This is a genomic window from Desulfuromonadales bacterium (genome assembly GCA_035620395.1).
In the GTDB taxonomy this organism is placed as follows: Bacteria; Desulfobacterota; Desulfuromonadia; order Desulfuromonadales; family DASPGW01; genus DASPGW01.
In genome coordinates, this window is sequence record DASPGW010000095.1 from 13815 (window position 1) to 38070 (window position 24256).

Sequence of the window (24256 nt, forward strand, 5' to 3'; positions counted from 1 at the left end):
GCATGGACTGCGTCTCCACCACATCCCTGAAACACTGCACCTGCACGTACACTGCCTGCGACAAACGCGGCAATTGCTGCAAATGCGTCCAGTACCACCAGCGCCAGGGGGAGATCCCCGGCTGCTTCTTCACGCCCGAAGGGGAACGCAGCTACGACCGCTCCCTCGCCAACTTCATCAAGGACCGGAGCCGCTGACCATCGCTGCCGTGACTGAATTCATTCCCACGACGCGCCAGGAAATGCTGGCGCGAGGATGGGACGAACTCGATATCCTGTTCATCTCCGGGGATGCCTACGTTGATCATCCTGCCTTCGGCGTCCCCCTGCTGGCCCGAGTACTTGAGGCGGACGGCATTCGCGTCGGCATCCTCGCTCAACCCGACTGGCGCAATCCTGAAGCCTTGCGGGCATTGGGCCGTCCTCGCCTCTTTGCAGCCATTTCGGCCGGGGCCATGGACTCCCTGGTCAACCATTACACGGCCGCGAAAAAAATCCGCAACAACGATGCCTACACCCCCGGTGGCCGGGCCGGAGCCCGGCCAAACCGGGCGCTTATCGCCTATACGGCCGCCATCAAGGGAGCCTTCAAGGGTCTGCCGGTGGTCATCGGCGGCATCGAGGCGAGCCTGCGCCGGCTGGCGCACTACGATTACTGGGACAACGCGGTGCGCCGCTCCGTCCTGCTCGACAGCAAAGCCGACCTGCTGATCTTCGGCATGGGGGAGGCGCCATTGCGGGAGATCGCCCGGCGGGCTGCCGCCGGTGAGTCTCTGGCGGCAATGCGCGACATCCGCGGTACAGCCTACGTTGGCGCGGTGCAACCCGGGGAAGCAGGGACGGCGCTGCCTTCGTTCGAAGAGGTGGCGGCCAATCCGGAGGCCTACAACGAAGCCTTTCGCCTCGCGACAGCCGAGGCCAACGCTTTTGCCTCCCGTCCGCTCTATCAACGGCACGGGGAGCGCTGGATAGTCGTCAATGCTCCGTCCCTGCCGCTTGCCGAGGCCGAACTCGACCGCATTTACGCACTCCCCTTCACCAAGCTCCCCCATCCCTCCTACACCGAAGCAATACCCGCCTATGAGCAGATCCGCTTTTCCATCACCACTCATCGCGGTTGTTTCGGGGGGTGTGCTTTCTGCGCCATCAGCCAGCATCAGGGCAAGTTCATTCAGTCCCGCTCCGAAACTTCGGTGCTTGCCGAAGTGGAGCGGCTGACGCGACACCCGCAGTTTCGCGGCACAGTCACCGACGTCGGCGGCCCGACCGCCAACATGTACGGACTTTCCTGTGGCGATGCTGACGCCCGCAGCGGCTGCCGGCGCACCGGCTGTCTCTACCCGCGGCCGTGCCGGCATCTTGTTGCCGATGACAGCCGGGCGGTGCGGCTACTGCGCAAGTTGCGCAATCACCGCGGAATCCGCCATGTCTATGTCGCTTCGGGGGTTCGCTACGACCTGCTTGAGCATCAGCAGGAGTATTTCGAGGAACTGCTTACACAGCATGTGGGGGGGCTGCTCAAGGTCGCCCCCGAGTCGGTGTGCGAAGGAGTGACGCAGGTTATGCGCAAGCCGGGACCGCAGCTCTTCGAGGCATTTCTGCGCCGTTTCCGTGATGAAAGCTGTCGGCTCGGTCTGCGGCAGGGGATTGTCCCCTACTTCATTTCGGCGCATCCCGGTTGCACCATCTCCGACATGGTCGACGTGGCGCTGTTTCTCAAACGCCATCATCTCAGGGTGGAGCAGGTCCAGGAGTTCACCCCGACGCCCGGTACGCTCTCCACCTGCATTTACTTTACCGGTCTTGACCCCTTTACCGGGGCGCGGATTCATGTCCCGCGCTCTGCCGAGGAAAAACGACTGCAGAAGGCCCTGTTGCTCTGGCATCTTCCCGAGAACCGCCGCGATCTGCTCAGGGCGCTTGCCGTCAGTGGGCGTGAGGAGGACGGCCGTGCTCTGTTGGGGGGGGCGGGAAGGAGGAGGGAGAAATAGGGGCGCAAACCGGGCAAAGCCTGTGCTACAAGTCCGATCCGTTTATTCGCTTGCGATACCCTTTCCCCTTCTGCTTGACAGCTCGGCTGCCAGGCCCTAAGATGCCCTGTTTCTTTGCCCAGGCATCTGCCGAAGCATCCCTGACCTGGAGATGGAAAGAACTGAATGAGAGGATTCAGGTTGCTTTTCTGGTGACGGTCCTGAGTGTGGTTCTGGTGATTGAGGGAGTCCCCTGGTTTCTCTTTCCCGCCGGCTACAAAACGCTGCTCCGGCAAATCTCGTGCTATCTGACCAGCATCTCCGTCTGGCCGGTTTTGCGGCCATGATGATCGGCCTTTTGCTGGTGCACTTCGCGGTCGGATAGCCGGGCGAAAAGCATTGACTTCGCACTGCGTTTATGGTTGATATAGTCCCGGCATTTCGGGGCGGGAAGGGAGCGTTCGGCGGTAGTATCCATGCGGCTTGAGGATTTTGATTACGAGCTTCCCCCGGAGCAGATTGCCCAATACCCCTTGGCTGGACGGGACGATTCCAAACTGATGGTGCTGGATCGCGGCGCGCGTTCAGTCCGCACGGGAGGGTTTCCCGAAATTACCCGCTTTTTCCGCGCCGGCGATCTGTTGGTGACCAACGATACCCGGGTAATTCCGGCCCGCCTGCTGGGAACCAAGGAAAGCGGGGGGCGGATAGAAGTCTTCCTGGTGCGCCGGCTGACCGGAGAAGAGGAGAGCTGGGCCTGCCTTACCAAGTGCTCTAAGACCCCGCAGCCCGGCGCCCGGCTGCAGTTGGCTGGCGGGATCGAAGGAACCGTGCTGCCCGGCGGTGAGTCCCCGTACCGGCACATCCGGTTCAGCTGCCCCGGCGATTTTTTCAGCGCTCTCGAGCAGGTGGGGCGTATTCCGTTGCCGCCTTATATCCGCCGCGAAGACGACGCGGCGGATCGCACCCGTTATCAGACGGTCTTTGCCCGCACCCGCGGAGCCGTGGCGGCGCCCACCGCCGGTTTGCATTTTACCGAGGCGGTTCTTGCGGAATTGCAACGACTCGGCGTACGGATCGAGCCGCTGACCCTGCATGTGGGGCTGGGGACGTTTCTTCCGGTCCGGGTGGATGATATTCGGGAACATCGCATGCACGGCGAAAGCTATCATGTCCCCGCGGCCACGGCCGCTGCGGTGAACCTCGCCAAGGCAGAGGGGCGTCGGGTTTTTGCACTGGGGACCACGACCACGCGCACATTGGAGCACGCGGTGGACAGCGAGGGGTTGGTCGTGCCGGGAGAAGGCGTCAGCGACCTCTTTATCTACCCGGGTTTTCAATTCAAGATCGTCGATGCCCTGATCACCAACTTCCATCTGCCCCGCTCCACCCTGTTGATGCTGGTGTCAGCCTTTGCCGGTCGGGAGTTTGTGCTTTCTGCTTATCAACGGGCGGTGCGGGAAGGCTACCGGTTCTTCAGCTACGGCGATTGCATGCTGATTCTCTAGGCGGACGGGATTTGTTTTCGGTTGACTACTTTTAATTTTGCTCTTTTAAATACAGACCCGGAGTCCAGCGCACGCCGTGGACGTATCCTGACCCGGCGGGGGGCGATTGAGACCCCCGTATTCATGCCGGTGGGAACGCAGGGGACGGTCAAGGCCATGCTGCCGGAAGCCCTGAGTGAGCTTGGTGCCCAGGTCCTCCTGGCCAACACCTACCATCTCTTCCTGCGCCCCGGGCACGAACTGATCCGGCGACTGGGCGGCTTGCATTCCTTCATGCACTGGGAACGGCCGATATTGACTGACAGCGGCGGCTTCCAGGTGTTCAGTCTGGGTGCCCTGCGGCAGATCAACGAAGAGGGGGTCCGTTTTCAATCCCATCTCGACGGCTCGAGTCAGGTGCTGACACCCGAATCATCGATAGCCGTTCAGGAGGCCCTGGGCGCCGATATCATCATGGCGTTCGACGAGTGTATTCCCTATCCCTCAACCCGCGAGTACGTGGCGGCATCGACCGAACGCTCGACCCGCTGGGCCCGCCGTTGCAAGGAAGTCCGGCAAAGTGAGGATGGCGCCGCCCTCTTTGGCATCGTGCAGGGAGGAATGCATGCCGACCTGCGGGCGAAAAGCGCCGCCGACCTGCTGCAGATCGGCTTTGACGGCTATGCCGTCGGCGGTCTCTCCGTCGGAGAAGAGGCGCACCTGATGTACAACGTGATGGATGTGACGCTGCCCCTGCTGCCGGCCCATCGGCCGCGCTATGTCATGGGGGTGGGAACTCCGGAAAACCTGATTGAGGGAGTAAGTCGCGGGGTCGATATGTTTGACTGCGTCATGCCGACCCGCAATGCCCGCAACGGCGTGTTGTTCACCACCTTCGGCAGGGTCAGCATTAAACAGGCCCGCTATCTCGAGGATCCGCTGCCCATTGATCCCGAGTGCACCTGCTACGTCTGTCGCAATTACAGCCGGGCATACCTGCGGCACCTGTACCAGTGCAACGAAATTCTTGCCTCGGTGCTCAATACCCACCATAACCTGCACTATTATCTGCAGTTGATGGCGGAGGCCCGGACCGCCATCGAAACCGGCCGGTTCACCGGGTTCAAGCGCCAATTTTACGCCCGGCGCGATACCGCGACCAGCGCGGAAAATGAATAACAAACGATCACAACCTAAACCAGGGAGGATATGACAATGAATCTGTTTGGAGCGACCGAAGCTTTCGCAATGGCCGGCAATGCCGGCGCCCAGCAAGGAGCGCGCCCCGGCTACGAGGGGATCATCATGCTGGTGATCATGTTCGCTATTTTCTATTTTCTGCTGATCCGGCCGCAGCAGAAGCGGGCCAAGCAACACAAGGAACTGGTCGAATCGCTCAAGGTCGGCGACCAGGTGGTGACTGCCGGCGGGATGCATGGCAAGGTGGCTGCCGTCCAGGAGAACGTGGTGACTCTGGAAGTTGCTACCGGCGTCAAGATCAAGTTCAACAGAGCTTCCATCGTCTCCACGACCAGGCAAGAGCAGTAAGGAACCTACTGAAATGGCCGGCGGTCGCCTGGTGGCTGCCGGCAAGATGCCGAAAGGAGATAATTACTGCCATGACCAAGGGTTTCAAATGGCGGGGACTGCTGGTTCTGGTCTGCCTGGTTCTCTCGCTCGTTTCCCTGGCCCCCACGCTCTTCCGGGATAGCCTCCCCGATTGGTGGAAAAAGGCCTTCGACCCCATTCATTTGGGCCTCGACCTGCAGGGTGGCATGCACCTGGTGCTCGGCGTCGATGTAGATAAGGCAGTGGAAGGCCGTCTCGACAGTATCGTCGACCAGACGGAAAGCCTGCTGCGGGAAAAAGATATCATCTTCAAACGGGTCGATCGTCAGGCCGCCGAACGTCTGGCTGTCACGGTTTACGATGAGGCGGCCGGTGCGCAGGTGGATGCGCTCATGAAGGAGAATTTCCCCTCCCTCGAGCCGTTGACGATTACGGCCGAAGGCGGTTTTATCCAGAAGGATTACCGCCTGAGCACCCGCGAAGTGGAGAGTATCAAGGATTACGCGGTGCGCCAGGCTCTGGAGACCCTGCGCAACCGCGTCGACCAGTTCGGTGTCAGCGAGCCGACTCTCCAGCGGCAGGGCGAAAACCGCATCCTGATCCAGCTCCCCGGCATCAAGGACCCGGACCGTGCCATCTCCCTACTCGGCAAGACCGCCCGCCTTGAGTTCAAAATGGTGGCCGAGGATATCGATCCGCAGCAGGCCGTCAAGGGAAACTTGCCCCCCGGAACGCAGCTTCTCTATGAGCGTAGGGTGGATCGCCAGACGGGGGCGACGACCGAGGTGCCGATCGTGGTCCAGGAAAAAACGATCATGACCGGTGACCTGCTCGCCGATGCCCAGGTGCGGATCGATACCCGGTTCAACGAGCCTTACGTGGCAATCGATTTCAATTCGCTCGGGGCCAAACGCTTTGATCAGATCACCGCCGCCAACGTCGGCAAGCGCATGGCCATCGTCCTCGATGATACCGTTTATTCGGCGCCGGTCATTCGTGAACGCATCTCCGGCGGCAGTGCCCAGATCAGCGGCTCATTCTCCGAGCAGGAGGCGACCGACCTGGCCATCGTGCTGCGGGCCGGCTCGCTGCCGGCGCCGGTCGAGATCCTCGAGAACCGCACTGTCGGTCCCTCTCTCGGCCGCGACTCCATCCAGCAAGGGATTGTCGCCATCCTCCTGGCCGCCGTTCTGGTCGTCGTGGCGATGGCGGCTTATTACAAATGGGCCGGTATAGTCGCCAATGTGGCCCTCGGCCTGAACTTTTTCTTCATCCTCGCAGTCCTCAGCCTGTTCAAGGCGACGTTGACCCTGCCCGGCCTCGCCGGCATCGCTCTGACCCTCGGTATGGCGGTCGACGCCAACGTACTGATCAACGAGCGCATCCGCGAGGAACTGCGTCTTGGCAAGACCGCTAAAGCAGCCATCGAAGCTGGTTACGCCAAGGCTTTTCTGACCATCATCGATTCCAACCTCACCACCCTGCTGGCCGGTGTGATCCTGTTCCAGTTCGGTACCGGGCCGGTCAAAGGGTTCGCTGTCACCCTTTCGGTCGGGATTGTCACCACCCTGTTCACGGCGGTTTTCGTCACCCGACTCATTAACGACTACTTCATGGCCCGCCGTCCGATCACGCGGCTGAGCATCTGACAAGGAGAGGCCGATGGAGCTCATCAGACCGGATACCAACTTTGATTTTGTCGGCAAGCGTAACATTGCCATCATTGCCTCGTGTCTCCTTATTCTGGCCGGGATTGTCTCCCTGGTGGTCAAGGGCGGCCCCGCGTACGGCATCGACTTCGCCGGCGGTACCCTGGTGCAGATCAAGTTCACCCAGGATACCAGCGCCGGTCAGATCCGGGAGGCCCTTCAGGACCTGGATCTGCGGGGGGTGACCATTCAGCAGTTCGGCACCCAGGCCAACGAATTCCTGGTGCGTACCCAGGAATCGAGCGCTTCGCTGGAAGGGCTCTCCTCCAAGGTCCAGGCATCCCTGGAGAAGAGTTACGGCGCCGGCAAGGTAGAGGTTCGCCGTACTGAGATGGTCGGGCCTCAGGTCGGCAAGGACCTGCGCAACCAGGGGGTGCAGGCGCTGCTCGTCGCCATCGCCGGCATGCTTGTCTATGTCTCCTTCCGTTTCGAGTTCCGTTTCGGGGTAGGCGCGGTCATCGCTCTGGCGCACGACGTGCTCGTCACGTTGGCGGCTTTTTCGTTGCTCAACAGGGAGATCGACCTGACCGTCGTCGCCGCCTTTCTGACCATTATTGGCTACTCGGTCAACGACACGGTCGTCATCTGCGACCGGATCCGCGAGAACAGAGGGAAGCACCCCAAGGAGGGCCTGATCCCTCTCATCAACCGCAGTATCAACGAGACACTTTCACGCACCATCATGACTTCCGGCGTCACCCTGCTGGCAGTCTTGGCCCTTTATTTTCTCGGCGGCAGCGTCATCCAGAACTTCGCCCTCGCCATGTTGATCGGGATGGTGGCCGGCGTCTACTCGACGATCTTCATAGCCAGCCCGGTGATCATCTACTGGGAGAATTTCAAGACGCGGAAAACCGCCGCTGTAGAATGAAAGGAAGACCCATATGAAAAAGGAAACCTTATTCCTCGTCGTCATCGTGCTGGTAGTCGGCGTCCTCGTGGGAATTCTCGTCAGCAAGGCGGGCAAGGGACCGGGCAAAACTGCTCAGGCGCCGTCTGCCCCGCCGCAGGTCGCAGCTCCTGGGGTAAATCAGCAGCAGACGATCCAGATGCTCGAGGGGCTCGTGGCCAAGGACCCCAATAACCGCAACGCCTGGGTCGAACTGGGCAACAATTATTTCGACAGCGACCAGCCGGTCAAGGCGATCGAGGCCTATGGCAAGGCCCTGGCGCTCGGTCCCGAGGATCCCAATGTCCTGACCGACCAGGGACTCATGTTCCGGCGCCTGGGTCAGTACGACCGGGCCATCGAAAATTTCAGCAAAGCCAATGCGATCGATCCTCGCCATCTTCAAAGTCTCTTTAATATGGGGGTGGTCTACCGCTACGATCTGCAGGATTTTCGCAAGGCCAATGATGCCTGGAGCAAGTATCTGGCGCTCAACCCCACGGGTCCTGGTGCCGACCAGATCCGGGCCGAGATGCAGGCATTGGGGCAGCTGCTGGGGACCGGTACGGCCCCCGCTCCCTTGAGCAAGTAGACGAGCGCCGCCAACCATTTATTCACCCCGCCGGGCCGGAGAACAGTATCTCCGGCCCGCTTTGTCTTCAGGGCAGAACTGCATGGAAGCGATAACTTCTCGCCACTGGCTGTCGCGACAGAGCGACCTCTCGCCGGCAGCCATCGCGCAGCTTGCCAGCGAGCTCAAACTGGCGCCGTTGACCGCACGCGTACTGGCCCTGCGCGGCATGGTCAGCCCCGAGGCGGCCAGCGCATTCATGCAGAGCTCCCTTGCTTCGCTCCCCGATCCTTTTTTGCTGCCGGGGATGAGCCGCGCCGTGCAGCGTCTGGCTGTCGCCATCGAGCGGGGCGAACGGATTGCCGTACATGGCGATTACGACGTCGACGGCATCACCGGCACTGCCCTGCTGGTGGAAACCCTGCGGTTGCTTGGCGCCGACACCGAGTGCCACATCCCCCTGCGGCTGAGGGACGGTTACGGCCTCTCCGCCGACGCTCTGCGTCAGGCGGCCGCCGGCGGCGCCAAGGTCGCTCTTTCCGTCGATTGCGGCGTCTCGGCGGTTGCCGAGGCGCACCTGGCGCTTGAGCTCGGCCTCGATCTCATTATTACCGATCACCACCAGCCGCCGGAAACCCTGCCTGCTGCCCTCGCCATCATCAATCCGCACCTGCCGGAAAACCGTTTTCCCTTCAGGGACCTGGCCGGAGTCGGCGTTGCTTTTCTCCTGCTGGTGGCATTGCGCAAGATCCTGCGCGAAAGGGGCTTCTTTGCTGCCCGGCCGGAGCCGGATCTGCGCCGCGGCCTCGATCTGGTGGCTCTCGGTACCATCGCCGATGTGGTCCCCCTGCAAGGGGTGAATCGCATCCTCGTCCGGGCCGGCCTGAAAAGCATGAACAATAGCGACCGGCCGGGGCTACGGGCGCTCAAGGAGGTTGCGGCCGTCAGTGAGGTGAGTTGCGGCAATGTCGCCTTCCGTCTGGCGCCCCGCCTGAATGCGGCCGGCCGCCTCGAGGATGCGCTCCTCGGCGTCGATCTGCTGCTAGAATCATCGCCCGAGCGGTCGCAGCCGATGGCCAGGCTGCTCGATGATTTCAACCGGGAACGACAGGAAATTGAGCAGGAAGCCCTCCGGCAGGCCGTGGCTCACCTGGAGGCCGAGAAGTTCGCCGGGAGATACTCCATTGTTCTGGCCGATTCTCGCTGGCACCCGGGGGTGATCGGCATTGTCGCCAGCCGCCTGGTCGAGCGCTACCACCGGCCGGCAGTACTCATCGCCCTCGAAAACGGCAAGGGTAAGGGGTCCGCGCGCTCAATCGCCGGATTTCACCTGTACCAGTCCCTTGAGCGTTGCCGTCGCCATCTGACCGGTTTTGGCGGGCATGCTTTCGCCGCCGGTCTCTCCATTGCCGAGGATGAAGTGGAAGTCTTTGCCGCCGCCTTCGAAGAGGTGGCGCGGGAGTGTCTCAGGGAAGGAGATCTTCAGCCCCGCGTTCTGCACGATGGAGAAATTCTGCTGGAGGAATTGAACGAATCCGCAGTCCGTCAGCTTGCCGAACTGGCGCCCTTTGGGATGGGCAACCCTGAACCTTCCTTCCTGGCTTGTGGGGGCCGGGCGCAGCAGGTCCAGACGCTGGGCGGCAAACATCTGCGTTTCACTCTCCGCCAGGGGGGCTACAGCCTTCCCTGCATCGCTTTCGGCATGGCCGAGCGACAACAGGACCTGGTCGGGGAGTTGGACCTGCTATTTACCCCTGTTCTCAACGAGTGGCGCGGGAAGGTTTCGGTTCAGTTGCGGCTGAAGGATTTCCGCCCGGCAGAGTGATGGGCTACTGGTAAGTGCAGGCAGTTGGGGGGCAGGGGCCCTGCTGGAGGGGCTCAGGAGTTGGGGGCGCGGGTCCCCTTGAGGTGGACGAACCAGTAGGCAAAGGCGACGAAGACGACGCCGCCGAGGATGTTGCCGAGGGTGACCGGCAGCAGGTTGGCGAAAAAGAAGCTCCCCCAGTTCAGGCCAGGCTCCGTCAGCTGGAGTTCGCCGGCGAGGAAGAGGCCGGTGGGGATGAAGTACATGTTGGCTACCGAATGCTCGAAGCCGCTGGCGACGAAGGCCATAATCGGCGCGTAACAGGCAAGCAGCTTGCCGGTGACGTCCCGGGCCGCGGTCGCCATGAAAACCGCCAGGCAGACCAGCCAGTTGCAGAGGATGCCGCGAACCAGGGCGACATCGAAGGGCAGGTGGCTCTTGGTGACGGCGATGCGGATGGAGTATTCGGCCAACTCCCCTGTCTGCCAGAGATTGGACCGGAACATGAGCCAGGCGAAGAAGACTGAGCCGGCCAGATTGCCGGCGATGACCACCGTCCAGTTCTCCGCCAGCTTCGCCCAGGTGATCTCGCCGTGCAGCGCAGCCTTGGCCAGCAGGCTGTTGCCGGTGAAAAGTTCGGCACCGCAGACCACCACCAGCATCAGGCCGAGAGAGAAGACGCTGCCCCCGACCAGCCTGGCGATGCCGGTGCCGACGAAGGCGGCGGCATCTTGCGTCACCACCGTCGCCAGTTGTGAGCCGAAGGCGATATAGAAGCCGGCCAGCAGGCTGAGCACGACGGTGCGCGACAGGGGCTGCGTGGTGACCCGTTTGCCGCTTTCGACGAGGGCCTGAACGGTTTCGGCGGGGGTAAGAAAGTTTTTAATCAAAGCCCTGCCTCTTTCGCGACCTTTTCCCAGGCGGGAAGGCTGCGCTCGATGATGGCGGCGTCGATACAGTAGGCGATGCGGAAATGGCCCGGCGCACCGAAGCCGGCCCCCGGCACGAGCAGAATGTTGTGTTTCTGCGCCAGTCGGACGAAGGCGACGTCGTCCTCCAGCGGCGAGCGGGGAAAAAGGTAGAAGCCGCCGCCGGGTTTGACCATGCGGAAGCCGAGGCCGGTGAGGTGATCGTAGAGGCGGTCGCGTTTTACCCGGTATTCCTCGATGTCGACGCTCACCCGCTGCAGTTTGGTCACCAGGCGCTGCATGAGGGCCGGGGCATTGACGAAGCCGAGGACCCGGTTGCAGAAAACCGCTCCCTCGATGAACCGCCCGGCATCGTGCAGCTCAGGATTGACGGCCAGGTAACCGATGCGCTCACCGGGCAGGGCAAGATCCTTGGAGTGGGAGGTGACGATCACCGAGTTGCGGATGCAGCCGAAAATGCCGGGAACCTCGGCGCCGTCGTAGGCGAGGCGGGCGTACGGCTCGTCGGAGATGACGTAGATCTGCCGGTCCAGTTCCCGCTCCTTGCGGGTGAGCAACTTTCCCAGTGCTGCCAGGCTCGCCTGCGGGTAAATGACCCCGGTCGGGTTGTTGGGAGAATTGACGATGATGGCCCGGGTGTTGGGGCCGACCGCCGCTTCGATGGCGTTGAGATCGAGCTGGAAGGTTTCACGGTCGGTCCAGACCTCCCGGGTCACGCCGCCGTGATTGTCGACGTAGAACTTGTATTCGACGAAATAGGGGGCAAGAATGATGACCTCCTCGCCCGGATTGAGAATAGTCTTCAAAACCACGTTGAGGGCGCCGCCGGCGCCGCAGGTCATGACCACATGCCGTGCTTCCAGCGGCAGCGGTGATTTCTCCGAGAGCAGTTCGGCCACCGCCGAGCGGGTTTCCTCATAGCCTGCATTGTTCATGTAACGGTGCATCCCCGGCAGCGGGTGCTGCGCCAGTTCCAGCAGCTCCCGGCGGAACGCCTCGGGCGGCTCCACCGAAGGGTTGCCGAGGGTGAAATCGAAGACATTCTCCTCACCGTGAATCTGGCGCAGCATTGCCCCCTCCTCGAACATCTTGCGGATCCAGGAAGAACGCTCGATGCAGCCTTGCACCTTGATGGCTATGGTCATTGTGGACTCCTTGGATTGTCTGAATTGAATGGCCCGCAGTTTAGCCGGGCAATCGGTGGACGGTCAAGGGGAAAGGGACACCCGCGGCCGGTGCATCAAACGAAGGGAAAAAACAAGGCTTTTGCGTTGATTTTTGCGCAGCGATACGCTAGATTTCCAGCTCCATGGCCCAATTAAAGGGGGTGACGGCTTGACCCGGAAAAATCTCAACGAATTGCGGCGGCAGATCGACGCCATCGACGATCAGATTCTGGATCTCCTCAACCGGCGGGCCGGCGTGGTCATCGAAGTTGGACGTGCCAAGGCCGGTGAGCAGAAAGAATTTTACGTTCCGAGCCGGGAGCAGGCGATCTACGAGCGGCTGACCGCTGCCAGTGCAGGCCCCTTTCCCAAGGAGGCGATCCGCCGGGTTTTTCGCGAGATCATCTCTGCCTCGCTTTCCCTCGAACAGCCGATGAAGGTGGCGTTTCTCGGGCCGCAGGCAACCTTCACCCATGTGGCGGCCATGCAGCAGTTCGGTTTTTCCGCCCAACTTGTGCCCCAGAAAAGCATTCCGGCCGTCTTCGACGAGGTGTTGCGGGGGCGAGCCCACTACGGCGTCGTGCCGGTGGAGAACTCCAACGAGGGGGTCGTTTCGCACACCCTCGACATGTTCATGGAGTCGGACCTGAAAATCAACGCCGAGATTCTGTTGGCGATCTCGCACGATCTTCTCTCCCGCTCCGGCCGCATCGAGGACGTGCGCAAGGTCGTCTCCCATCCCCAGGCGCTGGCCCAATGCCGCAAATGGCTCGAGGAAAACCTGCCGGACGTTCCTTTGGTTGACGTCGCCAGTACCGCCCTGGCGGCGCAAATGGCGGCCGAGGATGAGACGGCGGCAGCGGTGGCCAGCGAGATGGCTGCGACGCTCTACGGTCTGCAGGTTCTCAAGCCGAAGATCGAGGACAATCCCAACAATTTTACCCGCTTCCTGGTCATTGGCACAAAAACCCCCGAGCGAAGCGGCCGCGACAAGACCTCGGTCATGTTCAGCACCAAGGATGAGCCCGGAATCCTCTACCGCATGCTCGAACCGTTCAGCAAGCGCGGCATCAACCTCTCCAAAATCGAGAGCCGGCCGATGAAGAAGAAGGCCTGGGAATACATCTTCTTTCTCGACATGGAGGGGCATATCGCCGAAGAGGGTGTTTTTGCCGCTATCGAAGAGCTCAACGGGTATTGCCAGTTTCTCAAGGTGCTCGGCTCATATCCGCGAGCACGTTAAAGGCCGTTCGATGACCGACAGCAGCGTGGACAAACTCTTCATCCCTCGACTCGCGATCATCGGCGTCGGCCTGATCGGCGGCTCCCTGGCGCTGGCCCTCAAGGCGGCCGGCGCCGTTGGTGAGGTGGTCGGCATCGGCCGCGGCCAGGCCAATCTCGAGAAGGCCCTCGACCTCGGTGTGGTCGACCGGATCACCCGGGACGCCGCTGCCGGCGTGCGCGACGCCGACCTGGTTTTTCTGGCGACCCCGGTCCTCACGCTGTCTGAGGTGGCGGCGGCCATCGCGCCACACCTGAAGCCCGGGGCGATTCTGACCGACGGCGGCAGCGTCAAGGGGAGCGTGGCGCGCGCCATCGAACCGCTGCTGCCGCCCGGTGTTCATTTCGTTCCCGGCCACCCCATTGCCGGCACCGAAAAAAGCGGGGCCGAAGCCGCCTTCGCCACCCTCTATCGCAGGCGGCGCTGCATTCTCACCCCTACCGACAGGACCGACCGCGGCGCCCTCGATCTGGTGCGGCGGGTCTGGGAGACTGCCGGCAGCGAGGTGGTGCTGATGGATGTGGAAAAACACGACCGGGTGCTCGCCGCCATCAGCCACCTGCCGCACATGGTGGCCTATTCGCTGGTCAACGCGGTCAGCACCTACGATCGCTACGAAGAGAATATCCTCGAATATTCCGCCGGCGGGTTTCGCGATTTCACCCGTATCGCCTCCTCGGATCCGACCATGTGGCGGGACATCGCCCTGACCAATCGGGACGCCCTGCTGGAGATGATGGAGCGTTTCGAGCGGTTCTTCGCCGAGCTTAAGGAGGATGTTCGCAGCGGCGAAGGCGAGAAGCTGTTCGAGTTTTTCCTGCGCTCCAAGGAGAGCCGGGATGCGATTCTCTAGATTCGGCTAATGGCAAAGGGCTAAAGGCTAATGGTTTAAACCCCTGAGTCCCTTGCCCTTTGCCTTTAGCCCTTGGCCCTTAACCGAGGTTTGCCATGTCCCAGACCCGCACCGTCCACCCCGCCGCCGGCATGCGCGGCGAGATCGTCGTCCCCGGCGACAAGTCGATTTCCCACCGCTCCATCATGCTCGGCTCGCTCGCCGAGGGAACCACGATCGTGCGCGGATTCCTGCACGGCGAGGACAATCACGCCACGCTCAAGGCCTTTCGCGCCATGGGGGTGACGATCGAGGAGCTTGCCGACGGCGTCCTGCGCATCGAGGGGAAGGGACTCGACGGTCTGGCCGAGCCCGCCGACGTCATCGACTGCGGCAACTCGGGGACAACCATCCGCCTGATGACCGGTCTGCTGGCCGGGCAGGCCTTCTTTTCCGTGCTGACCGGCGACCGCTACCTGCGCAAGCGCCCGATGAAGCGGGTGGTCGGTCCTCTGGCGTCGATGGGTGCCCGTATCTGGGGACGCCGTGGGGGAGACCTGGCGCCGCTGGCGATTCAGGGCGGCGGGCTCAGGGCGATGGCGTACGATTCCCCGATTGCCAGCGCCCAGGTCAAGTCCGCTCTGCTGCTGGCGGGACTGTACGCCGAAGGGGTGACCACGGTCCGTGAACCGCATCTTTCCCGCGATCACAGCGAGCGGATGCTGGCCTATTTCGGTGCCGACGTGCGGCCTTTTCCGGGCGGCGTTTCCGTAACCGGACGGCCGCGGCTCACCGGCCGGGAGGTGCAGGTGCCCGGCGACATTTCTTCGGCCGCTTTCTTCATGGTTGCCGCCCTGATCACCCCCGGCTCGGAGCTGCTGATCCGCAACGTCGGGGTGAACCCGACCCGCAGCGGCATTGTCGATATCCTGCGAGCGATGGGCGGAAATCTGGAGTTGCTTAACGAGCAGGAGGTCTCAGGGGAGCCGGTTGCCGACGTGCTGGTCCGCAGCAGCGCACTCAGGGGGATCGAGATCGGCGGCGACGTGGTGCCGCGGGCCATTGACGAATTCCCGGTGATCAGCGTTGCCGCCGCCTTCGCCGAGGGGACCACGGTGATCCGCGATGCCCGTGAGCTGCGGGTCAAGGAGACCGACCGTATCGCCGCCATGACTTCGGAACTGAACCGGCTGGGGGGGAAGGTCGAAGCCCGCGAGGACGGCATGGTAGTCGAGGGGGGCGAAGGTCTGGCTGGTGGGGATGTCTCCTCCCACGGTGACCATCGTATCGCCATGAGCATGGCGGTAGCGGCGCTGCGCGCTGCGGCGCCGGTCACCATAGACGATACGGAGTGCACGGCCACCTCGTTCCCCAATTTCTGGGAACTGCTGGATTCTGTGAGGGGTGAGGCGTGAGGCATGAGGCGCAGCGCGAGCTGATCATCGCCATCGACGGTCCTTCCGGGGCCGGCAAGAGTACCTTGAGCAAACTCCTGGCCGCCAGGCTGGGTTATGTCAATATCGACACCGGCGCCATGTACCGCAGTGTGGCTATCGCTGCCCGCCGCCTCGGGATCGACCCAGCCGACAGCGAGGCATTGACTCGGCTGTGCGCTGATCTGCACATCGAATTCATCCGCAATAACGGGGAGGAACGGGTGTTTCTCGACGGCGAGGACGTTTCCGCCGCAATCCGTACTCCGGAGGTCAGTCTGCTAACCTCGAAGGTGGCTGCTTGCCCGGCAGTGCGAGAGGCGATGGTTCGGTTGCAGCGAGAGATGGGTGCCCGCGGCGGCGTGGTGCTCGAAGGTCGAGACATCGGCAGTGTGGTCTTCCCGCAGGCCGAGGTGAAGTTCTTTCTGGTGGCAACCGCCCGCGAGCGTGGCCGGCGCCGCTACGAAGAACTCAGGGCCAAGGGGCTCGACGTTGATCTCGATCAGACCATTGCAGAAGTCGAGGCCCGTGATGCCGCCGACAGTGCCCGGGAGCATGCCCCCCTCCTGCAGGCGCCCGACGCCTTACCGATCGATTCTACGGCCATGAGCATCGACGAGGTTCTGGTTGAGATGCTGCGAATCATAGAAGAGAGGCGCCAGACCAGAGGCTGAGGAAAGATGCAAGAAGGAGCCTCTTGTCTTTTGTCTCGGGCCTGTTGACCCAGGTCTTGAATCTTGTGTCTTGTGTCACCCCTCACCAATCGCGGGTCACCGATTTATGAAAATCATTCTTGCCGAAAGTGCCGGCTTTTGCTTCGGCGTCAAACGCGCGACCAGCATGGCCTTCGACGCCGCTGAGCATTATCACCAGATCTGTTCCCTCGGACCGATCATCCACTCCCCGCAACTGGTCAAGAAGCTCGAGGAAAAGGGGGTCAGGGTGATCGGGAACGTTGAGGAAATCCCGGAGGGAGCGGTCATTATCCGCTCGCATGGGGTAACCTCTGCCGAACTCGACGACATTCTCGCACGTGAATTGAATATCGTCGATGCGACCTGTCCTTTTGTCAAGAAGGCCCAGGACCATGCGGCGCTGTTGAGCCGTGAAGGGTATGTCGTCATCCTGGTCGGCGAGGCGGAACACCCGGAGGTGCAAGGGATTGTCTCCTATGCCCGTGACGGCGAAGTGTTTGTGGTGGCCGACCGGCACCAGGCCGAAGAACTGCCGCGCAAAAGCCGCATCGGCGTGGTCGCCCAGACCACCCAGTCTTTCGAGAATCTGCGCCAGGTCGTCGAGGTCTGCCTGGAAAAAAGCAAGGAACTGCGGGTCTTCAATACCATCTGCAGTGCCACCACCGTGCGCCAGAACGAGGCGCGGAACATTGCCCGGCAAGTCGACATGATGCTGGTGATCGGCGGTTTCAACAGCGCCAATACGAACCGGCTAGCCCAGATCTGCCTTGAAATCCAGCCGCGGACACATCATGTGGAAACGGCCGAGCAGATCGAGCCGGCGTGGTTTGTCGAAGTTTCGACGGTCGGCATTACCGCTGGTGCTTCCACTCCTCGCTGGATCATCGACGAGGTCATGGAGCGGGTCGGCCTGCTGGGAAAATAAAATTTGTTTTTTTAAAGTCGTTATGATATCTTCACGCTCCATGGCCAAGAGCCACGGCTGTCGATTGGCGACAGGAAAATACCCAGGGGGTCACATCTCTAATGGTTGAAAACAAGAAAAAGCTCAACAAGGAAGTCCAGGCCGGATTCGGCGACGAAGAAAATGAATTCGGTGAAATGGAGCAGAGCTTTGAAGCTCTCTTTGAAGAAAGTCTGCAGGCACTGAACGTCGGTGATGTCGTCAAGGGAACCATCGTTCAGGTCAATCCCGATTCGGTCATCGTCGATGTCGGTTTCAAGTCTGAGGGTGTGATTCCCCTCAGCGAATTCTTCGATGAAAAAGGCGCGCTCATCGTCCAGGTCGGTGACGTGTATGATGTTCTGGTCGAGCGCACCGAGAGCGAAACGGGCCTGATCAGCCTCTCCAAGGAAAAAGCAGATCGCCAGAAGATCTGGAATTCCCTTGAGGAGGGTGCGGTGGTCGATGGCCGTATCGTTTCCCGGATCAAGGGGGGCCTCGCTGTCGATATCGGCGTCAATGCTTTCCTCCCCGGTTCCCAGGTCGATCTGCGTCCTGTCCGCAATCTCGACAAGCTGCTCGGTGAGACCTTCAAGTTCAAGATCATCAAGCTCAACAAGCGCCGTGGCAACATTGTGCTCTCCCGCCGCGTTCTTCTCGAAGACCAGCGTGAGAACCTGCGTTCCGACACACTGAAAACCCTGGAAGAGGGTCAGGTGGCTGATGGCGTGGTCAAGAATCTCACCGACTACGGGGCTTTTATCGACCTGGGCGGGATCGACGGTCTGTTGCACATCACCGACATGTCGTGGGGCCGCGTCAGCCATCCCTCGGACATCCTGGCCGTAGGCGACAAAATTAAGGTCAAGGTTCTCAAGTTCGACCGCGAGAAAGAGCGGGTTTCGCTTGGTCTGAAGCAGATCGCTCCTGATCCCTGGCTCGATGTTGAGCAGAAATTCCCGGTGGGTATCCGGGTTAAGGGCAAGGTTGTCAGCTTGACCGACTATGGGGCATTCGTCGAGCTCGAAGAAGGGGTCGAGGGACTCATCCACGTTTCGGAGATGAGCTGGACCAAGCGCATCAAGCACCCCAACAAGGTGCTCAATATTGGCGACGAAGTCGAGTCGGTCGTGCTGGCCCTCGATATCCCCAATCGCCGTATCTCGCTGGGTCTCAAGCAGGCAGAACCGAACCCCTGGGAAGTCATTGGCGAGAAGTTCCCCATCGGCACCATCATCGAGGGGCAGGTCAAGAACATCACCGATTTCGGCATTTTTGTCGGCGTTGACGAGGGGATTGACGGACTGGTCCACATCTCCGACCTTTCCTGGACCAAGCGCATCAAGCATCCTTCCGAACTGTACAAGAAGGGGGATATCGTCAAAGCGGTGGTGCTGAACATCGACCGGGAAAATGAGAGGTTTTCTCTCGGCATCAAGCAGTTTACTCCCGATCCCTGGCAGGCCATTCCGGTTCGTTATGCACCGGGTACCATCGTCCGTGGACAAGTTACCTCGGTAACCGATTTCGGCATCTTCCTCGAGATTGAGGAAGGAATCGAAGGACTGATTCACGTTTCGGAAATCAGCAAGGAAAAAATCGATACGCCGAAGAACTTCGCCAAGGTGGGTGATGAACTGGAAGCTGTCGTCCTGAACGTCGACACGATGGAGCGCAAGATTGCCCTCTCCATCAAGCATCTGGCCGACCGGAAAGAAAAGGCGGAGGTCGATGCCTTCCTCGGCGCCCAGAAAAACGCCACCTCCAATCTCGGGGCCCTGCTGCAGGGTGCCATGGAGAAAGCACACGGCGAAAAGGGCGAGGAATAAGCGAGCTGATCCATCTGTAGCCCCCGCAGTCTGAAGGATTGCGGGGGCTCTGTTATTTCGGGGCTCGTCCCATGACAAAAAGACCTTTTCTGATGGCCCTGCTGCTTCTCGGCGCCGTCTTTGTATTCTTCGTTGCGCTGGTCTTTGCCATCAGCAGTATCATGGGTCGTGCTGACAGCTTGCCGATCGGCAAGAAAGTCGGCGTGATCGAAGTGACTGGCGTTATTGCCGTATCGAAGGATATCATCGACCAGTTGATCGATTTTCGCGACGATGATACCGTCAAGGCCATCGTCCTGCGGGTTGACTCTCCTGGCGGCGGCGTCGGACCATCCCAGGAAATCTACGAGGAGGTCCGCAAAACGATCGATGTTAAGCCCGTCGTCGTTTCCATTGGGTCGGTTGCCGCCTCCGGGGGATATTACATCGCCGTGCCTGCCCGGCGGATTCTCGCTAATCCCGGATCGATTACCGGCAGCATCGGGGTCATTATGGAGTTCACCAATTTTCAGGAACTCCTGCAAAAGATCGGCCTGCGCAGCGACGTAGTCAAGAGCGGGGAACACAAGGACATCGGTTCGCCGATTCGTCCGATGACCGAGTCGGACCGAAAAATACTACAGACAATGATCGATGACGTCCATTCGCAGTTTATCGATGCTGTAGCCGAGGGTCGTAAAATAGACCCGGCTATCGTTCGCACTCTTGCCGACGGTCGCATTTTTACGGGGCGTCAGGCCATGGCGGCCGGGTTGGTAGATGAACTGGGCAACCTGCAGGACGCCATCGATGTGGCGGCAGAACTCGCCGGCATCGAGGGGCAGCCCAAGGTGGTCTACCCGCCCGAGGAAAAATCGGGGATTCTGGATTATCTGGTCCAGGAAACTATTAGCCAGTTGCGGCACGGCCTGCAGGGTCAGGGCTCGCCGGGCCTGCGTTATATTTGGTCGGGAATTGACTAGGAGGTCGGTATTTATGACGAAGAGCGAATTGGTTGAGAGCCTGTCCTTCACCGATGTTGGACTCAACAAAAAAGAAGCCGAATTGATCGTCAATACGATTTTCGACACCATCGGTGATGCCCTCATCAGCGGCGATCGGGTCGAGATCCGCGGTTTCGGTTCCTTCACCATCCGCGAGCGCGACGCTCGTGAGGCGCGGAATCCCAAAAGCGGCGACGTCGTCAAGATTGCCGCCAAGAAGACACCGTTTTTCAAGACTGGCAAGGAACTCCGCGAGCGAGTCAACAACGGTTAGACAGTTGGCTTAACACCAATCCGCGGTTCGGCATTTAACTCGGCAGGAGAGAGTCTTGGCCTGTGAGTCGTTGACGCATCTGGCAATATCCCGGGAATGGGTCGGTGAGCCGCTTGAGCTGGCGCCGGGTACTGCCGTTGCTCGTTTGTTGACCCGTCCGGAAATGGCCGCTGATGACCGAGGGCTGGTTCACGGCGGATTCGCCTTCGGTCTGGCCGATTATGCGGCGATGCTGGCGGTCAATGACCCTTACGTTGTCCTGGGTGCCGCTGAGACTCGATTTCTGGCTCCGGTCCGGGTAGGTGAGGTGCTGACAGCCCGTGCGGTTGTCGAATCGGCGGAGGGTAAAAAGCGCCTGGTCAAATGCTCGGTGACCACGGATCGGGAGGTTCTTGCCGCTACGTTTACCTGCTTCGTCCTTCCTCGGCACGTTTTCGATACTTAGGAGCAAGATGCAAGATTTAAGATGCAAAAGGCATGGTCTTGCATCTTGAGCCTTGATAAACGAAAAATGCCCCGCCATCATGGACGGGGCATTTTTCGTAACATTGGCATACATGCCTATTATCAATGTGCTCCGGGATGCCGACCATTTCTCAAGGTCCGGACCTTGCAAAGATACCCGCCTTTGAAAGCCGTTTCAGGCGTCCCACTCGTCGGTGGGCTGGCTCACCACGGCCTTGACCAAGGACATTAACTGAGCTGTTGGTCGGTGCCTCAAGCTTGGTATCGTGCATCCCAGAGTATTTCAGTGAGCGTTTAATTTGTTTATTCTTATGCTATCACTGCTTGTCGACCTGTCAAGGGCCGCGTATTGTTTTGCCGGCCGGCTGTCTTAATGGCGCAACGCCATTGCCTCCCGCAGTCGGCGACGAGCCATCTGCATGGCCGCCTCCCGGGGATAAAGGTTTTCTTCGGTCACGACCTCAAGGAGCTTGCGGGTATTGCTCGTCAACTTTTCCTTGATGGTTATCATCGCCTGTCGTTCGTCCCCGCCGCTGTATTCGACAGCGGCGCAGATGACTCCCCCAGCATTGGCGATGAAATCCGGGATGCAGAGGACCCCCCGCTCGTGCAGCATGCGCTCGGCCTCTTCGGTTACCGGGATATTGGCACCTTCGATAATGATGCGAGCCTTTACCCGATGGACGTTGGCAACCGTGATTACGTCCGGTCTTGCGGCCGGGATCAGCAGGTCGCAGGGGAGTTCGACGAGCTCTGGCCCCTTGAGTCGCCGAGCATCCGGATAGGCAAGAACCGTCCCTTTTTCTTCTTTTATGCGGGCCAGCTCCGTCACGTCAAGCCCTTCCTGCCGGTATATGGCGCCGGAAGAATCGCTGGCCGCCACCAGTCGGATGCCCATGTCGGCGAGAAAACGGGCCGCATGCCGGCCGACGTTGCCGAATCCCTGTATCGCCAGGGTGGCGTCCGCAATCATAATGCCGGCGAAGGGGAGGGCGAGTCCGGCCACCTGGGCGAGCCCGTAGCCCGTGGCACCGATCTCGTCGAGGGGAATGCCGCCAAGGCTACGGGGGCGGCCGATGCAACGGCCGATCTCTTCGTAAATCCAGCCCATGCAGCGTTCGTCCGTACCCATGTCCGGCCCGGGAATGTAGTCGACCAGATCGCGGATGCTGCGGGCAAAGGCGCGCAGCAAGGTTTCCTTGTCGGCATGGTGCGGATCGGCCAGGATCCCGGATTTGCCGCCGCCATGCGGGAGTCCGGCCGCCGCATTCTTGAGGGTCATCGCCCTCGCCAGGCGGAAAATCTCGCTCGTACCGATGTCCGACGCCAGCCGAACCCCGCCGATAGCCGGTCCGCAGGCGACATTGTCGATGACGACGATCCCTTTCATCCCGGTTTGCGGATCGTAGAGATGGACCGTTTTGGCCGGTCCCAGCTCGTCAGCCCAGGTGTCGAATATGTCATCTTTGGTCGTCATCGAGAGAAGATCCTGTTCGGGTGGCCTATTTTCAGTATAACGAATGCTGATGACGGCGCAAACCGGGCGGAAATCCCGCCGTGAACGGCAAAAGGGGGCGCGCAGGACAGGCAGGTTGTGCTAATATGCTTCCCTGCGGCCATGAAATACAGGAAGCCTTTACCACAGAGAGCACCGAGAGACCCTGGAGACCACAGAGGAAGCCATAAGCTCAAATCTCTGTGCTCTCGGTTACAAATCTTTGTGAGCGCTGTGGTGAAGATTGTGATTTAGGTAGCTTAAAATTATGCCCCGAACCACCTACCGCTTCACTCCCAACGCCGAAGATGCCGGCATGCGCCTCGACCAGTTCGTCGCCGGCCGCAGTGCCGATCTTTCGCGGACCCTGGTGCGCAAGCTCGTCGACCTGGGTGGGGTGCATATCGGCGGTCGTCGAACCCGCCGCTGTTCCTATCCAGTCCAGGCCGGGGAGATTGTAGAGATCTACGTCGATGGCCTGCCGCTGGAGCCTTACCAGGTAGAGGCAGCGGCAGTCGTCTACCGGGACTCCTATCTGATTGGGGTCGACAAACCGGCCGGGGTCGAGACGCAGCCGACGCCGGCCCGCTTCAAGGGGACGCTCTATGCTGCGCTGCTCGACTATCTGCACGATCCATTTCGTCCGCAGCAGGCGCCTGAACTCGGCATGGTGCAGCGGCTCGACCGGGATACGTCCGGAGTCATGGTCTTCTCCATCCATCCGCGGGCCCATCGCGGGTTGACCGAGGCCTTCGCCGGTCGCCAGGCTCGCAAGCGCTACCTGGCCCTTGTGGCTGGCCGGATGACGGCGCCGGAGGGAGAATTTCGCTCCATGCTGGCCCGCAGTCGGGCGACCAACAAAGTCAAGTCGGTCGAGCGGGGCGGCAAGGAGGCCGTGACCATCTACCGCGTGCTCGAAGAGTTTGCCGCTGCCACGCTGGTCGAAGTGGAGATAGTCACCGGCCGCTCGCACCAGATCCGCGCTCATTTTGCCGAATCCGGTCATCCTCTGCTCGGCGACCAGCGCTATGGTGGCTCCGTCGACCGGCACGGATACCCGATACGGCGGCAGATGCTGCATTCCTGGCGTCTCTCCTTAAAGCATCCGGTCAGCGGCCAGCCCCTTGAGCTGGAGGCGCCGATCCCGGCCGACATGGCGGGACTGCTGGCGGAACTCAGATGTTCTAAAATTCAGTAATTGGTGGTTTGAAAGCTGTCCGTTGTCCGTTGTAAAACCTTGAAACCAATTACAACTGACAACGGCCGGCGCGAAGCGCCTGACAGAGGAAATCCATGCTCCCTTTTCCCGAAATCGATCCCGTCATCGTCCGCATCGGCCCGCTGGCGGTGCGCTGGTACGGCATGATGTACCTGCTAGGCTTTGTCGGCGCCTGGTTCGTCATTCGCAACCTTGCCCGCCGGCGCTCGCTGCCACTGGATGCCGACGGGATTTCCGACCTCCTCTTCTACGGCATTGTGGGGGTCATTCTTGGCGGTCGCCTCGGCTACGTACTCTTCTACAACTCCGCCTACTATTTCCAGCATCCCCTGGAGAGTTTCGCTGTCTGGGAAGGGGGGATGAGCTTTCACGGCGGGTTGCTCGGTGTTGTGGTCGCCGCCATCGTCTTCTGCCACCGTCGAAGACTGCCGATGCTGCTGACCGGCGATATTCTGGTGACGGCAGCCACCATCGGCCTGGGGCTCGGGCGGGTCGGCAATTTCATCAACGGCGAGCTGTGGGGCCGGGTCACCGATGTACCCTGGGGGATGGTCTTTCCCGGCGCCGGTCCGCTGCCGCGCCATCCGAGCCAGCTATACGAGGCTCTGCTCGAAGGGGTGGTCCTGTTCGCCGTGCTCTGGCTTCTGCACCGGCGGCGGTCTGCCCCCGGGATTCCTTTCTTTACCTTTTTTCTGTTATACGGGGCGTTCCGT

At 60.9% G+C, this 24256-nt stretch carries 23 protein-coding genes and 1 other RNA gene; 20 read left to right on the forward strand and 4 right to left on the reverse strand.

Annotated features, from left to right (window positions below; translation table 11 throughout):
* The first annotated feature begins 2 nt into the window (after positions 1–2).
* The 9 genes from VD811_05435 to recJ all read left to right on the forward strand — a co-directional run bounded on the left by VD811_05435 (position 3) and on the right by recJ (position 10019).
* Positions 3–197, forward strand: coding sequence for a DUF6485 family protein (locus VD811_05435; protein HXV20420.1), 195 nt, complete (start codon positions 3–5; stop codon positions 195–197).
* An 11-nt stretch (positions 198–208) separates the two neighbouring features.
* Positions 209–1990 (forward strand): YgiQ family radical SAM protein, encoded by a 1782-nt coding sequence (locus VD811_05440; GenBank protein HXV20421.1) that lies wholly within the window; start codon positions 209–211, stop codon positions 1988–1990.
* A gap of 455 nt (positions 1991–2445) precedes the next feature.
* Positions 2446–3477 (forward strand): tRNA preQ1(34) S-adenosylmethionine ribosyltransferase-isomerase QueA, encoded by a 1032-nt coding sequence (queA, locus tag VD811_05445; GenBank protein ID HXV20422.1) that lies wholly within the window; start codon positions 2446–2448, stop codon positions 3475–3477.
* A 21-nt stretch (positions 3478–3498) separates the two neighbouring features.
* Positions 3499–4635, forward strand: a complete 1137-nt coding sequence (tgt, locus tag VD811_05450) for a tRNA guanosine(34) transglycosylase Tgt (protein ID HXV20423.1) — start codon at positions 3499–3501, stop codon at positions 4633–4635.
* Between the two features lie 36 nt (positions 4636–4671).
* Positions 4672–5004, forward strand: coding sequence for a preprotein translocase subunit YajC (gene yajC / locus VD811_05455; protein ID HXV20424.1), 333 nt, complete (start codon positions 4672–4674; stop codon positions 5002–5004).
* A gap of 71 nt (positions 5005–5075) precedes the next feature.
* Complete coding sequence (gene secD, locus VD811_05460) at positions 5076–6674, forward strand: protein translocase subunit SecD (GenBank protein HXV20425.1); 1599 nt, start codon at positions 5076–5078, stop codon at positions 6672–6674.
* 13 nt (positions 6675–6687) lie between these two features.
* Positions 6688–7605, forward strand: coding sequence for a protein translocase subunit SecF (secF, locus tag VD811_05465; GenBank protein HXV20426.1), 918 nt, complete (start codon positions 6688–6690; stop codon positions 7603–7605).
* Between the two features lie 13 nt (positions 7606–7618).
* Positions 7619–8215 carry a tetratricopeptide repeat protein gene (locus VD811_05470; protein ID HXV20427.1) on the forward strand — a complete coding sequence of 199 codons (597 nt, stop codon included), beginning with the start codon at positions 7619–7621 and terminating at the stop codon, positions 8213–8215.
* Between the two features lie 82 nt (positions 8216–8297).
* Positions 8298–10019: a single-stranded-DNA-specific exonuclease RecJ gene (gene recJ, locus VD811_05475; GenBank protein HXV20428.1), complete on the forward strand. Its 1722-nt coding sequence runs from the start codon at positions 8298–8300 to the stop codon at positions 10017–10019.
* 53 nt (positions 10020–10072) lie between these two features.
* On the opposite strand, the gene VD811_05480 is transcribed toward recJ, so the two are convergent.
* On the reverse strand, positions 10073–10888 hold the full coding sequence (locus VD811_05480; GenBank protein HXV20429.1) for a formate/nitrite transporter family protein: 816 nt from the start codon (positions 10886–10888) through the stop codon (positions 10073–10075).
* Complete coding sequence (locus VD811_05485) at positions 10885–12072, reverse strand: pyridoxal phosphate-dependent aminotransferase (protein HXV20430.1); 1188 nt, start codon at positions 12070–12072, stop codon at positions 10885–10887. The genes VD811_05480 and VD811_05485 overlap by 4 nt, the downstream gene beginning before the upstream one ends.
* A 190-nt stretch (positions 12073–12262) precedes the next feature.
* On the opposite strand from VD811_05485, the gene pheA reads away from it, so the two are divergent.
* The 9 genes from pheA to VD811_05530 all read left to right on the forward strand — a co-directional run bounded on the left by pheA (position 12263) and on the right by VD811_05530 (position 20809).
* Complete coding sequence (gene pheA, locus VD811_05490) at positions 12263–13336, forward strand: prephenate dehydratase (protein HXV20431.1); 1074 nt, start codon at positions 12263–12265, stop codon at positions 13334–13336.
* Positions 13337–13346: 10 nt separating this feature from the next.
* Positions 13347–14228, forward strand: a complete 882-nt coding sequence (locus VD811_05495) for a prephenate dehydrogenase/arogenate dehydrogenase family protein (protein HXV20432.1) — start codon at positions 13347–13349, stop codon at positions 14226–14228.
* A gap of 95 nt (positions 14229–14323) precedes the next feature.
* Positions 14324–15622 carry a 3-phosphoshikimate 1-carboxyvinyltransferase gene (gene aroA, locus VD811_05500; GenBank protein HXV20433.1) on the forward strand — a complete coding sequence of 433 codons (1299 nt, stop codon included), beginning with the start codon at positions 14324–14326 and terminating at the stop codon, positions 15620–15622.
* Positions 15619–16314: a (d)CMP kinase gene (gene cmk, locus VD811_05505; protein HXV20434.1), complete on the forward strand. Its 696-nt coding sequence runs from the start codon at positions 15619–15621 to the stop codon at positions 16312–16314. Before aroA ends, cmk begins: the two co-directional genes overlap by 4 nt.
* 106 nt (positions 16315–16420) lie before the next feature.
* Positions 16421–17260 (forward strand): 4-hydroxy-3-methylbut-2-enyl diphosphate reductase, encoded by an 840-nt coding sequence (ispH, locus tag VD811_05510; protein HXV20435.1) that lies wholly within the window; start codon positions 16421–16423, stop codon positions 17258–17260.
* Positions 17261–17361: 101 nt separating this feature from the next.
* Positions 17362–19107 (forward strand): 30S ribosomal protein S1, encoded by a 1746-nt coding sequence (locus VD811_05515; protein HXV20436.1) that lies wholly within the window; start codon positions 17362–17364, stop codon positions 19105–19107.
* A 71-nt stretch (positions 19108–19178) separates the two neighbouring features.
* On the forward strand, positions 19179–20069 hold the full coding sequence (sppA, locus tag VD811_05520; protein HXV20437.1) for a signal peptide peptidase SppA: 891 nt from the start codon (positions 19179–19181) through the stop codon (positions 20067–20069).
* A gap of 13 nt (positions 20070–20082) precedes the next feature.
* On the forward strand, positions 20083–20364 hold the full coding sequence (locus VD811_05525; protein ID HXV20438.1) for an integration host factor subunit beta: 282 nt from the start codon (positions 20083–20085) through the stop codon (positions 20362–20364).
* A 55-nt stretch (positions 20365–20419) separates the two neighbouring features.
* Complete coding sequence (locus tag VD811_05530; GenBank protein HXV20439.1) at positions 20420–20809, forward strand: PaaI family thioesterase; 390 nt, start codon at positions 20420–20422, stop codon at positions 20807–20809.
* 125 nt (positions 20810–20934) lie between these two features.
* Here VD811_05530 and ssrS read toward each other — a convergent pair.
* Positions 20935–21112: non-coding RNA, 6S RNA (ssrS, locus tag VD811_05535), on the reverse strand.
* An 87-nt stretch (positions 21113–21199) separates the two neighbouring features.
* Positions 21200–22306 carry a Glu/Leu/Phe/Val dehydrogenase gene (locus tag VD811_05540; protein ID HXV20440.1) on the reverse strand — a complete coding sequence of 369 codons (1107 nt, stop codon included), beginning with the start codon at positions 22304–22306 and terminating at the stop codon, positions 21200–21202.
* Between the two features lie 286 nt (positions 22307–22592).
* Here VD811_05540 and VD811_05545 point away from each other — a divergent pair, with 286 nt between their 5' ends.
* Positions 22593–23522, forward strand: a complete 930-nt coding sequence (locus VD811_05545) for an RluA family pseudouridine synthase (GenBank protein ID HXV20441.1) — start codon at positions 22593–22595, stop codon at positions 23520–23522.
* A gap of 95 nt (positions 23523–23617) precedes the next feature.
* The coding region (lgt, locus tag VD811_05550) for a prolipoprotein diacylglyceryl transferase (GenBank protein ID HXV20442.1) at positions 23618–24256 on the forward strand (639 nt) is incomplete at its 3' end.

Bases quoted from the DNA above. Each gene is read 5' to 3' on its own strand.
- VD811_05435 (HXV20420.1), top strand. From the start codon at position 3: ATGGACTGCGTCTCCACCACATCCCTGAAACACTGCACCTGCACGTAC.
- queA (HXV20422.1), top strand. From the start codon at position 2,446: ATGCGGCTTGAGGATTTTGATTACGAGCTTCCCCCGGAGCAGATTGCC.
- yajC (HXV20424.1), top strand. From the start codon at position 4,672: ATGAATCTGTTTGGAGCGACCGAAGCTTTCGCAATGGCCGGCAATGCC.
- secD (HXV20425.1), top strand. From the start codon at position 5,076: ATGACCAAGGGTTTCAAATGGCGGGGACTGCTGGTTCTGGTCTGCCTG.
- secF (HXV20426.1), top strand. From the start codon at position 6,688: ATGGAGCTCATCAGACCGGATACCAACTTTGATTTTGTCGGCAAGCGT.
- VD811_05470 (HXV20427.1), top strand. From the start codon at position 7,619: ATGAAAAAGGAAACCTTATTCCTCGTCGTCATCGTGCTGGTAGTCGGC.
- recJ (HXV20428.1), top strand. From the start codon at position 8,298: ATGGAAGCGATAACTTCTCGCCACTGGCTGTCGCGACAGAGCGACCTC.
- VD811_05485 (HXV20430.1), bottom strand. From the start codon at position 12,072: ATGACCATAGCCATCAAGGTGCAAGGCTGCATCGAGCGTTCTTCCTGG.
- VD811_05495 (HXV20432.1), top strand. From the start codon at position 13,347: ATGACCGACAGCAGCGTGGACAAACTCTTCATCCCTCGACTCGCGATC.
- aroA (HXV20433.1), top strand. From the start codon at position 14,324: ATGTCCCAGACCCGCACCGTCCACCCCGCCGCCGGCATGCGCGGCGAG.
- ispH (HXV20435.1), top strand. From the start codon at position 16,421: ATGAAAATCATTCTTGCCGAAAGTGCCGGCTTTTGCTTCGGCGTCAAA.
- VD811_05515 (HXV20436.1), top strand. From the start codon at position 17,362: ATGGTTGAAAACAAGAAAAAGCTCAACAAGGAAGTCCAGGCCGGATTC.
- sppA (HXV20437.1), top strand. From the start codon at position 19,179: ATGACAAAAAGACCTTTTCTGATGGCCCTGCTGCTTCTCGGCGCCGTC.
- VD811_05525 (HXV20438.1), top strand. From the start codon at position 20,083: ATGACGAAGAGCGAATTGGTTGAGAGCCTGTCCTTCACCGATGTTGGA.
- VD811_05540 (HXV20440.1), bottom strand. From the start codon at position 22,306: ATGACGACCAAAGATGACATATTCGACACCTGGGCTGACGAGCTGGGA.
- VD811_05545 (HXV20441.1), top strand. From the start codon at position 22,593: ATGCCCCGAACCACCTACCGCTTCACTCCCAACGCCGAAGATGCCGGC.